Source organism: Brevibacillus brevis, from assembly GCF_031583145.1.
Lineage (GTDB): Bacteria > Bacillota > Bacilli > Brevibacillales > Brevibacillaceae > Brevibacillus > Brevibacillus brevis_E.
Genome location: NZ_CP134050.1, coordinates 3791806 through 3803944 on the forward strand (window position 1 = coordinate 3791806; position 12139 = coordinate 3803944).

Consider the following 12139-nt stretch of genomic DNA (forward strand, 5'->3'; position numbering starts at 1 on the left):
CCAATCCCCCATCGTTTATGTAGCGGCTACACAGATGCAGGCTGAAGAAGCAAATATGGATTTCCGTAAAGATCGGTAAATACCGCCTCGGTCCCGTACATCACATCGCGAGGCTCGGACAAGAACGTCACGCCTCTCTGGCGGAACACCTCATACGTTCCATGGAGGTCGTCCGTATGCCACACCCACATCGGGTTTTTCCCGACCTGTGCGAGCATTTGCTCGGCCACGTCTTCCCTGTGCCAATGCGTCGGATCGTGGAGGACGATTTCCAGCTCCTGATCCGGCAGCCCGATCGTCAGCCAGCGCGAACCGTTGTCCATCCGCGAGTCCATCCGCTTTTCAAATCCGAGCTTTTCCGTGTAAAAGCGCAGCGCCTCTTCGCAATCGCGCACATACAACGTCAGATGCGCCAATTTTTTTAACATCCGGACACCCCGTCCCTACGATTGTTTGAGCAATGAAATGACATCGACCATGTCCTGCGGCAGCGGCGCTTCAAATTCCAGGTGCTCCCCTGTCCGCGGATGCACGAACCCGAGCGTCTTGGCGTGCAAGGCCTGACCGCCAAGCTCCAGCGTGTTTTTCGGACCGTATTTGGGATCGCCCGCCAGCGGATACCCGATGTACTTCATGTGCACGCGGATTTGATGAGTACGCCCCGTCTCCAGCTTGAGCTCTACCAACGTGTACTCCTTGAAGCGATCGAGGACGATGAAGTGCGTCACCGCCGGCTTGCTGTTCTCAAAGACGACCGCCATCTGCTGGCGGTTCTTCGGATCGCGTCCAATAGGGGCATCGATCGTGCCCATTTCGTGCGGAATCACACCGTGCACGATCGCCACGTACTTGCGGTTGACGGTGTGCTCCTTCAATTGTTCGGCCAGCCCCATGTGCGCCTTGTCGTTTTTGGCGACCATCAAAAGACCGGACGTATCCTTGTCGATCCGGTGCACGATGCCCGGACGAAGCACGCCGTTGATCCCCGACAAATCTTTGCAGTGGGCGAGGAGGCCGTTGACCAGCGTCCCGCTGTAATGTCCCGGTGCTGGATGCACGACCAGCCCGCGCGGCTTGTTGACCACGACGACATCCGCGTCTTCGTACACGATATCCAAAGGCATCGACTCGGGCTTGATCGCCATTTCTTTCGGCGGCGGCACCCGCAAAGTCACCTCGTCATCCGCTTGCAGCTTGTAGTTGCTCTTTACGGCTTCCCCGTTGACGGTTACCCGTCCTTCCTTGATCCATGCCTGTACCTGCGACCGGGACCAGTCTTCATTTTGCAACGTAATGTATTTGTCGATCCGTTCGCTGATGTCCGTGGAATCAGCCGTCCAATCGTAACGTTCAAACAATTGCGTGTCGTTCATGTAAGTCTCCTCGTCAAATTTCTGTCCAGGCTACCGCTAGTATCATCGAAAACGGCTGTTTCCATTACCGGCCCTGTTTTTTCCCCTCGAGCAATACATCCAGCAAGAGCAGCACAACCCCGATCGTAATGGCCATGTCCGCCACGTTGAAAATCGGGAAGTTGATCAGCGTGAAGTCAAGGAAATCCACGACTTGGCCCGTAGTCGCACGGTCGATGAAATTGCCCACTGCGCCGCCCAGCACGAGCGAGAGGGCAAACGATACGCGGGGCTGCTTTTTGCCGATGCGGATCAGGGAATAGATGATGCCGATGACAACTGCCAGCGTGATGACGATGAACAGCCAGCGTTGATTTTGCAAGATGCCGAATGCTGCTCCCATGTTGCGGTGGGAGGTGAGATGAAACACGTTTGCGATGAGGGGAATCGACTCTCCCCGCTCCATATAGGTCAAAACCAGATGCTTGGTCCACTGATCAAGCGCGATAATGATGACAGCAATGAGATAATACAACAATGGAAATCCTCCTTCGTCTGACTCGATCAGCCTATCTTCCCAACGTCAAATGTACATTTTACCACAGGGCCCCTACCCGAACAAGCGGCGTGCCTTTTTGTACAGCCGATACCCTTTGCGCACGGCATCCAGCACCCACAGCGGGAATTTCCAGCCGCGGTCCTTTAAGAACGGAAGATAGATGCGGTAATAGGCCTTGCGCAAATCTTTCCACTTGCTGTCCGGAATGTTTTTGTAATAGTCCGAGACGTCAATCAAATAGCCGCGACCTTGATCCATGAGTACGTTTTTTCCGTGGACATCGTGGGGATACAGCCCTCTCTTCCTCGCTTCCGCAAGTGCCGCCTCCACATCTTCAATCACCTGGGGCGGAATCGGTATGCCGTAGCGCACGCAATCGAACAGAGGGATGCCCTGGATCCGCTTCAGCACCAAGTACCCTTCCCCATAATGGTAGCAGGCGGGAAAAGAAGGCGTCTCTCCCAGCTTCCGATACACCTCGACCTCCTGCTCCCAGCCCGGGCGTCCGGGTGCGTACAGCTTGAGCACCAGTCTCGGGTAGTCGGGATGGGCGAAAACTGCAGCGTAATTGCCGGTGCCGACCACCTCCCACGGGTAAGGGGTATGCAGGACGACAACGGGATCATCCGGAGAGCGGCTTTCGATTTTGACCTCTTGCAAAAAGCTATCCAGCACGTGTTGATCGATACGCATAGGACCTCATCTCTTTTTCGTCAGCGACTTCTACTCCTTGATTCTAGCAAAAGACCTTCCCGAAAAAAAGAAAAGAACCGCGTCGTCATGACGGGCCCTCTCCTTCGCTTACACATTGACCTCCAAAAACCAGTCGCGAATCGCTTCTTTCAGCTTTTCCAGCGCCGCTTTGTTCGTCGCCTCGCAGTAGATGCGGACGAGCGGCTCCGTCCCCGAAGTTCGGATCAGCACCCAATGACCGTCGTCTAGCATCAGCTTGATTCCGTCCAGCCGGTTGACATCCTGCACGAAATAAGCGCCGACACTCCTCGGCGGGGAGGACAGCATCTCTTCGATCCATTTGTCTTTGTGGGGTAGGCGCATATCGAGACGCTCATGGAACAGCTCGCCAAACTCGTCGTGGACATCCCGCAAGATCTGGTCGATCCCTTTTCCCTCCACCGCGCACATCTCCGCCAGCAGCAGGTTGATCAGGACGCCATCCTTCTCCGGGATATGGCCGAGAATGCTGGCTCCCCCGCTCTCCTCCCCGCCGATCAGCACGTCTCCTTTCAGCATGTGCTCACCGATGTACTTGAACCCTACCGGCGTCTCTACCAGTTCAAGCCCGTACGCTTCCGCCATTCTGTCGAGCAATGCGTTGTCGCCACCGTGCGGACGATTTTGCCGGACAGCTTGCGGTTTTTGACGAGATGATAGGTCAAGAGCACAAGCACATCGTTGGGCGGAATGTACTGGCCGAAGCGGTCCACGACACCGAAACGGTCGGCGTCTCCGTCATTCGCCAGACCGAGAGTGGCTCGCCTGTCGACGACTTCTTTTTTCAGCAGGGCGAGATGCTTGTCGTTTGGCTCAGGCAGGTCTCCGCCAAACGTTGCGTCCGGCGTCTCCCGTATGCCCACGGCCCTTACTCCCGCTTCACACAAGAGGCCGGTTACGTACCCCGTCCCTGCGCCGTGCATCGCATCGACAACGACTTCCAGGGAGGAACGCTTCAACGCTTCCATGTTGACCAGCCTGCGCAGATGCGCCTCGTAGTGCGGGCGCAGCACAATGATCTGGAGGAGCTTGGCTGCCGCCGCTTCTTTCAAGGGCATGGTCCGCACGTCGCCTGATCGCTGGATCTCGGCTATCCACTGCTCCAATCGCTTCGTAATCGCAGGTGTGGCAGGCCCCGCGTAATCGGGGATGTACTTCATCCCGTTGTATTCCGGAGGGTTGTGGCTCGCGGTGATCATCACGGCTCCGCTCGCCGCGAAGTGCTTGACTCCGAAGGCAACAGCAGGAGTCGGCGCCGCTTCGTTGACCAGATAGGTGCGAATCCGGTTAGCCGTGAGGACGCGTACGACCTCCTCCGCAAAGCGGCCGCCCAGAAAACGGGTGTCGTGGCCGACGAGAATAGCCTGCTCCTGTCGGCCTGTCTCTATCGTATAGCTGGCGATCGCCTGAGCGACGATCCGCACATTTTCCATCGTGAAGTCCTCTGCCACGATGGCACGCCAACCGTCCGTACCGAATCGGATCGCACTCTTCATTTTCTCTCTCCTCTCCCTTACGTCAGCTCTTTCACCTTCTCCAAATAGCGCAGCACGGTCGCGACAAACGTCGCATGCGACCAGGTCAGGGGAGCGACTGACACCGGTGCTCCTGTGTACGGATCGAGCTGCTCGGACAGCACTCCGCTTTGCAGCGCATGACGAACGACCCAGCTCAGCCTGCTCTTCGGCTCCTGCAGCTCTTCAATCGTCCGCGCCTTGGCGATCTCATAGTCGGCCACCCACAGCGTGCAGATGATCCACGGATTTCCCGGCACCCTTTCCGTGTCGTGCGACTTTTTGAAATAGGCATCGCCCTGGTAGCGTGCAAACCCACCCACTTCGGTGTCCACCCGAAGACTGCGCTTTACCGCCTCCATCGTGCTTAGGACGCGAGGATCATCCACGGGCAACACGCCAAGCGCATAAACGGAAAACAAACTGCTCTCCACGGTAAAATCTTTGTCGATACGGCCGTCCTTGCGCAGGTAAATGCCGCGCAAAAACCTGCCCAGCCCGGGGTCGTACAGATGGGTCAGCATGGCTTCCCGGATGCGCTCGGCTCCTTCATCGTACCGCCTGTAGCGACGGTCGTCGCCGAACAGCTGCGCAAAGCGGGCAGCAGCCTTTAGCCCGGCAAACACCGTCGCGCTGGTAAACGTAAAAATCCCTCTGCGTTCCTCCCACAGGTCGTAGCTCGGCTTCGGCAGCTGCAGAGTCGGCTCGATGTACTGGAGCAGAAACCGCGCTGCCGGACGTACGAGCGTCGGGTACAGCGCCTGGCAATCCTCGATCTGCTTCCCGCATTTGTATTGCTCCCACAAGGCGTACAAAACCAAGGCCGTCTCATCCTCCTGGATAGGCAGCTGGATTTCTCCGTCGGACAAATACGGGTGCCAGCTCGATCCCACAGAGCCGTCCGGGTTGTACTTGTGCAGCAAATAGCCTTCTTCGTTCAGGGCGTCCGCGCAAAAGCGGAAGAAAGGGGCGACTACGCCGGTATAGCCTGCCTTTGCCATGGCGCACGCGATCAGAGCGCCGTCCCGCGGCCACATGTAGCTGTAATGGTCGCGGTTGAACTGGAGGATGTCAGAGTCGTTGGCCGCCAGGATCGCTCCGTGCTGGTCGATCTGGGTACGGACCAAGAGCAGGCTGGTTTTGTACAGCTGGACGACCTCCGGCGGCAAGTCGGCGAAATCCCGCTCTTCCTTGTTCACCCATCGCTGCCAGTAGACGGCCACCCGGTTCAATAGACGCTCCGGATCGCTTTCCAGTACGTATTGGTTCAACGTCTTGACCGCCTCGTACGATTCGCCGATGCACATCCAGTAATCCAGTGAGGCTTCGCCCTGCGGCGGCAGCATCAGGTGAAAAGAAATGGTGCTGTCGACCGAGCCTTGGGCGATCGGATTGCCGGAGAGGATTCCGTCCTCCGCATCCCGCCACGTCCCTTCGGCGTAGTTGAAACGTTTGATGCCGAGGCTGTACTGGTCGATGCCGGCCTCATGCGTCTTCCCGTTGACCATGATGTACACGTTGCGTTTATAGTGATAGACGGTGCGCAGCACGGGATCGTACACGGCGGTGTCTCCCACCTCGGTTTCGTTGAGGCTAAAGTCATGGTTGAAAAACAGCCGCACTTCCCTGGCCTCGCTGGCCAGATTGCGCACCCGGATCTTCTTCAGATAGATCGGATCCCGCTGGTGTACGCCATCCGCGATCCGCAGCGAGAGGCCCAGATGATCGTGCCGGGCGTGCACGTCGGTGACGAGAGACTCTTTTCCGTAGCCGAGCGAGCGTCTCCATCCGTCCTCATCCAGCCAGGAAAAGCGACCCTGCACCCACACCCCCAGCTTGCTGAAATGCCCTCCCACGTGATTCAGCTGCCCCACATAAGGGAAGTAGAGATCGCGCATGTGAAGCCTGTCGTCAAAGTTGATCAGCAGTCTTCCGTTTCCGACCACGAGCGGTCTCGGCATGCCTTCACTTCCTTTATTGATATTCCGCGATGCGCCTCGCATAGGTGGTTGCGAGTGTCGCTGCAGTCTCCGCTGTCGCGCCTTGCGTTATCACTTTTACATGGGAATCTTCCGTGTCAGGCAGGATCAGGACCCAGCCCCCCGCATCGTACACCTTGATCCCGTCCACCAGCTCCAGCAGCTTCCCTTTGTTTTCTTCCAGCATCTTTCGCATGACCTTTCCTTTGGAGGTCCATGGGCAGAATACCGTCTTTTTCTCCATGTGGCAGGATGGCAAGAGCTCTGTGAGCACGCTGAGCGGCTTTTCCTCCTTGGCCAGGTAAGAGAGGATGCGCAGGAGGCTGTATACCGCGTCAAACATGGGGTGGAAGCGTTCGCCCAAAGAGACTTCCATCATCGCCCGCGGGGACACCTTGGTACGAACGACTTCCAGCTGGAGCAGCTGGGCGAGATGCTCCAGCTCCATCGGGGCGCTGACGGGCAGCCCGATCTTGCTGTGGATGCCGCTGCACGACAGCAGCTGCAGGGCGATGAGCTGTTCCGCTGTCAGCTTTTCCCCGCGCTCGGTAAACAGCGAGAAGTGCTCGCCGTTTTTGTCGAGCCGCACGCCAAGGTCGGCTTCGTGCTTCATGACACCTTCCTGGATCGCTCCGTATTGCACGTTCACCCCGAGCGTGTCAAAGAGCGGGGCCAAAAACGCTGGCGTGAACCGTGGCTCGCACTCGACGAGCAGCCGGAACCGCTGCCGCCGAATGCCCGCTGTATCGATCCGCTGGGAGAGCGCACGCAAATAGGCCTCCTGCACCTGATGCTCCACGTGCAATTGTCCCAAGTGGTGGAGACTTCGCACATACGTCTCTTGCCAATAGGCATTTTCAATCTTCCGCTCCACGTCGCGGGAGACCGGGAGTCCGTCCTGGTCGACGAACTGGATGACGATCTCCTTGTCTTCAAGCGGTTCTGTCATGAAAATATGGATGCCGCCTGCGCATTGCAGGCTGGACACGCCGAATCTCATCAACGGCGAATTGCCGATGCCGAGGTCGACGGTATCGATTCCGGAGGAGCACAGGCTCGTCATGACGCTGTGCTTGAGCAGCTGGGCAAATGGATGCGCGCATGCCGAAAGGGCGATCCGGCTTCCTGCCTGAAGCAAATAAGCGTACGACGCAGCGAGGCGGGTGACGAACTCGGGCGTAATTTCCACATTTCCCATTCCCTTGATGCCATTCGTGCCGAACAAATTTTTCGTCTGTTTCGTGCCGTAGATCAGGGAAGTCGTGACGATCGCGCTCTCTCCCACATCTTTGTCCGGCCAGATCTTGACCCCGGCCTTCACCACGGACTTGGAGGCAATCCGGCAGTTGTCCCCGATCACTGCTCCTTCGCCCAGCATGACGGAATCGGCGATCTGCACCTTGCGGCAAAGCGTCGTTCCGTTTATTTCCGTCTTCTTGCCGACGATCGTGTTTTCCCACACAATCGCCTGAGAGAGCCTGGTCCCGGAAGCGACTACCGTATTGGTGCCCAGGATGGAATAAGGGCCGATTGCGACGCCGGACTGCAGATGGACGTTTTCCCCGATGTAGACGGGTCCTTCCAGCCGCACGGACGAGTCGATCCGCACGTGATTTTCCAGATAGATGCGCGGTGCGATTTCTTTCGCTTTGATCTCCAGGTGGACTTTGCCGTCGAGCAGGTCGAACTGCGCCTGGCGGTAGACCTCCAGCGATCCGATGTCCGACCAGTACCCGTCTGCCGCATAGCCGTACATCGGTTTTCCTTCCCGCAAAAAGAAGGGGAACACTTCCTTGCTGAAATCGACTTCCCTTTCGTCCTCGATGTACGAGAGGACTTCCGGCTCGAAGATGTACATGCCCGTATTGACGGTATCGCTGAACACTTCCGCCCAGGTCGGCTTCTCCAAAAAACGGATGATCCGCCCGCTTTCGTCGGTCATGACCACACCGAATTCAAGCGGTGTCTCCACCTTTGTCAAGATCAGCGTCGCGAGGGATTGCTTCTGTTCGTGAAAGCGGATGGCCGCCGTAAGATCGATGTCCGTCAACGTATCGCCGCTGATGACGATAAACCGTTCGTCAAGGAAGTCTGCGCAGTTTTTCACGCTGCCTGCCGTTCCGAGCGGCGTCGTCTCCTCAAAGTAGACCAACGATACGCCATAGCGGGAACCGTCGCCAAACTCGCTCTTGATCGCATCCGGCAAATACTGCAGGGTAACGGCAATCTCCGTAATGCCGTGCTTTTTTAAGAGATCAATCGTGTACTCCATGCACGGACGGTTCAACAGAGGGACCATCGGTTTGGGGGTATGGGACGTTAACGGACGCAGACGGGTTCCTTTGCCGCCAGCCATGATTACTGCCTTCATCAATTCTTCCTCCTTCGTGGGTGCTGACACCTCATCACAACTGACAGACTGTTTCGTATCTATGATATTTTGGGGAAACGACATCCAGCATCTGGTATTGCTCGGATGTTTGCCGTGCCAGATCGGCCCAGTCGTATTTGATCCGGACGTCCTCCAGCGCTCGCTGCGCCAATTGCCGCCGGACATCGGGGGCCCCCAGCAACCATCGCAGCTGATTGGCCAACGATTCCACATCGCCGGTATACATCATCGCTCCGTTTTCTCCGTGTCGGACGATCTCGCGCAGCCCGCCAGTATCCGCGACGAGCAGCGGAGTGCCGTGAGCCATAGCTTCCAGGGCGACGATGCCGAACGGCTCATACAGACTGGGAAATACCGCTACGTCCGCCATCCGGAACAACTCGTTTCTCTGCTCATCGGAGACAAAGCCGAGAAAACGCACCTTTTTTGCAATCCCCAAACGCTCAGCCATCCCTTTTAGTTCATCTGCCTGCGGTCCCTTTCCCGCGATCAACAGCTTCGCTTCGGGAAACTCCCATCCAATTCGCGCCAATGCCTCCAGCAGCAGATGCACGCCTTTCTCGCGCACCAGCCTTCCGACGAAAAAGAGCAACGGGCCAGTTCCTACGCCCAGCTCCCTACGCAGCTCCTCACTCGCTGTCGGAACCGAATCAGGCATTTCTACCCCGTTGAAGACCACACTGACTTTTTCCTGCGGGACTCCGAAGAGCCTCCTCACTTCCCCTTCCATATAGCGGCTGCACACGATGACGCGGTCAGAAGCAGCAATCAGCGCGCGCTCGCACTCGTGAATCCTTTGCTGCAGCGGGGTGTGGATGCCTTGATGGCGGCCGTGCTCCAAAGCGTGGATCGTCGTGATGAGCGGAACGGACAGCCGCTGCTTGAGCTCCATCGCAGCCCAGCCTACGAGCCAGTCATGGGCGTGAATCACGTCAGCCTCCAGTCCTTGGCTCTCCAGTCGCTCCGCTGCATCGACGATCGCCAGGTTCAGCTGAAAGACCCATTGCATGAAGTCTTCCTGCTGCCATGGCTGATAGCTGTACAGACGATGCACATGAATGCCGTCTACGATTTCCTGTCCCGCAGATGCACCCGTCGCTGCTGTGAGGACGTGCACCTCTGTCCCCTGGCACACGAGCTGCCGTGCCAATTCGTAGACCGCCCGCCCCAACCCGCCGACGACGTGTGGAGGAAATTCCCAACTGAGCATCCATACCTTGCGTCCTGCTTGCCGGGATTGGCTTGCCGCGACCATTTGATGCGATACGTTCACTCTATGCGAACGAAGCGGCAAATAGTACGTCTCATCCAGCGTCGGGAACAGCGGGTACGCCGCTTCCAGCTCGGCAAGCCTCCCTTCCTCGATCGATCCCGTCCGTACCATCTCCAAGAGTTCGCCAAAGCGCACGAGATGATCGTGAAACCGGCGTACGGCGTAATCCACCACCGTCTGACCGTCCAGGATGAAAGCCCAGTCGCTGCTTTGCGCCAGCATCAGCTCGCGCGCGGCCTGCCTGAGACACCTGCTTCTGAGAGCGGTCTCGGACCCGCCTGACGCACTCGCCATCTGGCAGCTGTGCACCGCTGCAATCAGATCTCGCTCGGCCTGATGCAAATGGCGATACATCCACCCATTGCGCTCGTTCAACCAGACTTCACCGTAGCCGTTTCGTCCCCAGGTGGACATCGGCAGACGGGCACGGTCCTGTTCGGGATACAGCGTCAAATATTCCGAAGGGGTGATCAATTGCACTTGCTTCGAATCGCACACCGTCTTGCGCAGGAAAAAATCGAGGAATTGGGGGCCTTCATACCACCAATGTCCGAACAGCTCTGCATCGTAAGTGGCGACGACCAGCGGCTTGCGGTCCAGCCACGCCGCTGCCTCCTCGACCTGCCGCTCCCGGTGGTACAGGAAATGCCCCGCGTGAACGGCGGCTTTTTCCCGTGCCCATGTCGGCTCGTACCAGTCCTTTTGCGAGTCCTTTCCCGTGATTCGATAGTATTTCAGTCCGGTATTGACGCGTATGCCATCCGGATGTATGTATGGCGCGATGTAGGCCATTTCCCGATCAAAGCCGATATCGCGGTAATATTCCCGATAGTCGTAATCGCCCGGATACCCGTCAAAAGAGCTCCAGACTTGCCTTGCAGCCTGGTCGTCCCGGGCAAACGCAGCGACGTCGTGAGGTGTAAAAAGCGGTGCGTACAAGCCGCGCATCGGCGTGGGTGTCGCATGCCGAATCGTATGGCTGTCGACGAAGAAATAGCGGAGGTCCGCTTCCTTCAGCAGACGGTCAAGTCCGGGCGTGTAGGCGCACTCCGGCAGCCAAATCCCTTGCGGACGCCTCCCGAGAATCCGCTTGTGCGTGTCGATGCCCACCTGCAGCTGAGCCCGAATGGCTTCCTCCGTTTCCACAAACGGAAGAAAAGCGTGAGTCGCGGCGCAAGTAATCAGTTCGACGCATCCGCTCTGCTGCACGCGTTTCAGCCCTTCGACAAGCTGAAAGTCTAGCTTCCGGCAGTAGGCCGTGATCTCGCGGAAGCGCTCCAGGTACATTTTTGCCAGGCGATGCTCCCTTGGTTCCGAAGCCGTCCGTTTCACTTCTTTTCCGGCCAGCTCCACCGTCCTCGCCAAATGGGCCTGGAAACGCGAGATCACGAGCTCGTCTGTCAGCATGGACAGGAGGGTAGGGGAAACAGCAAGCGTCATGCGAAAATCGATGCCGTCCGCGAGCAGCTTGTCGAACACCATCAGCAGCGGGATGTACGACTCCAGCATGGCTTCGTACACCCATCGCTCTTCCAGGCAATCGTCCCGGTCCCCGTGCCGGACGTACGGCAGATGGGCGTGCAGCACGAGGGAGAGATAACCGTTGTGCACCGAATACACCTCACTTAATCGTTTGATTTCGAGTAGAGGGAGTACGAGGAAAAATTCTCAAACCACGCTGGCGAAGAGGGGTCGCGAGCAGGTTCGACCAGCGGCTCTCCCCAGGCGGCATTTGTATTTCGCGGCGTTTCCACCGGCTCGGAGCGCAGGATCGGACAAAAGCGTCCCTGCTCGAACAAGCCGAAGTCAACGATGTACGTGCGCCCAGGCTGCACCTCGCGCACATACCAGGAATGGGAGTCCTCCAGCACGTGGACGTCCCTTGTGGAATGGGCGTTGTGACCATCAAAGATTCGCTCGGTCACATCGTATATCCGCAGCCCCTTTTGGATCTGGCGGTAATCGCTCTGCAGGTACGAGGCGACCATGCGCATTCGTGGCCACGTGATCTCCCAGTACACAAACAGGACAGTTGGACCTTGTGCCATGACCTTGACGACATCTCGCCCGTAAAACGCCGGAAGACGCCATTCGTGCTGCGGACGCTTGGGGGCACCCTGACGTTCTGCAGCACCGGCGTTCCGGTCCGCCTCCGCTCTGGCCCTGTCCTTTTGCAGCTGGTACTTGACTTGCCCGACTGTCAGCCCGCATTCTTTGGCAATTTGTGCAATCGATTTTGACTCTGACCGAAGTTCGCGAATTTTTTCCAGCATCGTCGAGCGCTCCTTTCCGCCACTTTCCTGTCTGCTGCTTGCTGGCGATTCATTTTTGTATTAAC

8 protein-coding genes and 1 pseudogene are annotated in these 12139 nt (G+C 57.7%); all 9 read right to left on the reverse strand.

Annotation, left to right across the window (positions count from 1 at the left end; all coding sequences use genetic code 11):
• Positions 1-26 precede the first annotated feature (26 nt).
• A complete protein-coding gene (locus tag RGB73_RS18805) occupies positions 27-428 on the reverse strand; it encodes a VOC family protein (RefSeq protein WP_310764290.1) in 402 nt (133 codons plus the stop codon).
• A gap of 15 nt (positions 429-443) precedes the next feature.
• The gene (locus RGB73_RS18810) at positions 444-1373 is read right to left on the reverse strand and encodes an RluA family pseudouridine synthase (protein WP_310764291.1); all 930 of its coding nucleotides are present in this window, start codon (positions 1371-1373) and stop codon (positions 444-446) included.
• 64 nt (positions 1374-1437) lie between these two features.
• Positions 1438-1890 carry a signal peptidase II gene (gene lspA, locus RGB73_RS18815; protein WP_310764292.1) on the reverse strand — a complete coding sequence of 151 codons (453 nt, stop codon included), beginning with the start codon at positions 1888-1890 and terminating at the stop codon, positions 1438-1440.
• Between the two features lie 72 nt (positions 1891-1962).
• Positions 1963-2604 (reverse strand): serine/threonine protein kinase, encoded by a 642-nt coding sequence (locus RGB73_RS18820; RefSeq protein WP_310764293.1) that lies wholly within the window; start codon positions 2602-2604, stop codon positions 1963-1965.
• A gap of 108 nt (positions 2605-2712) precedes the next feature.
• A pseudogene (locus RGB73_RS18825) lies at positions 2713-4139 on the reverse strand (phosphoglucomutase/phosphomannomutase family protein).
• A gap of 17 nt (positions 4140-4156) precedes the next feature.
• The gene (locus RGB73_RS18830; protein WP_310764294.1) at positions 4157-6118 is read right to left on the reverse strand and encodes a glycoside hydrolase family 15 protein; all 1962 of its coding nucleotides are present in this window, start codon (positions 6116-6118) and stop codon (positions 4157-4159) included.
• Positions 6119-6131: 13 nt separating this feature from the next.
• Entirely contained in the window at positions 6132-8507 is a 2376-nt protein-coding gene (locus RGB73_RS18835) for a sugar phosphate nucleotidyltransferase (RefSeq protein WP_310764295.1), read from the reverse strand.
• 34 nt (positions 8508-8541) lie between these two features.
• Positions 8542-11412: a 1,4-alpha-glucan branching protein domain-containing protein gene (locus RGB73_RS18840; protein WP_310764296.1), complete on the reverse strand. Its 2871-nt coding sequence runs from the start codon at positions 11410-11412 to the stop codon at positions 8542-8544.
• A 14-nt stretch (positions 11413-11426) separates the two neighbouring features.
• Positions 11427-12074 carry a DUF4912 domain-containing protein gene (locus tag RGB73_RS18845; RefSeq protein WP_310764297.1) on the reverse strand — a complete coding sequence of 216 codons (648 nt, stop codon included), beginning with the start codon at positions 12072-12074 and terminating at the stop codon, positions 11427-11429.
• Positions 12075-12139 lie beyond the last annotated feature (65 nt).

What these genes read in the sequence shown, in the direction of transcription:
- RGB73_RS18805 (WP_310764290.1), bottom strand. Translation starts at nt 428, where the DNA reads ATGTTAAAAAAATTGGCGCATCTGACGTTGTATGTGCGCGATTGCGAA.
- RGB73_RS18810 (WP_310764291.1), bottom strand. Translation starts at nt 1,373, where the DNA reads ATGAACGACACGCAATTGTTTGAACGTTACGATTGGACGGCTGATTCC.
- RGB73_RS18820 (WP_310764293.1), bottom strand. Translation starts at nt 2,604, where the DNA reads ATGCGTATCGATCAACACGTGCTGGATAGCTTTTTGCAAGAGGTCAAA.
- RGB73_RS18830 (WP_310764294.1), bottom strand. Translation starts at nt 6,118, where the DNA reads ATGCCGAGACCGCTCGTGGTCGGAAACGGAAGACTGCTGATCAACTTT.
- RGB73_RS18835 (WP_310764295.1), bottom strand. Translation starts at nt 8,507, where the DNA reads ATGAAGGCAGTAATCATGGCTGGCGGCAAAGGAACCCGTCTGCGTCCG.
- RGB73_RS18845 (WP_310764297.1), bottom strand. Translation starts at nt 12,074, where the DNA reads ATGCTGGAAAAAATTCGCGAACTTCGGTCAGAGTCAAAATCGATTGCA.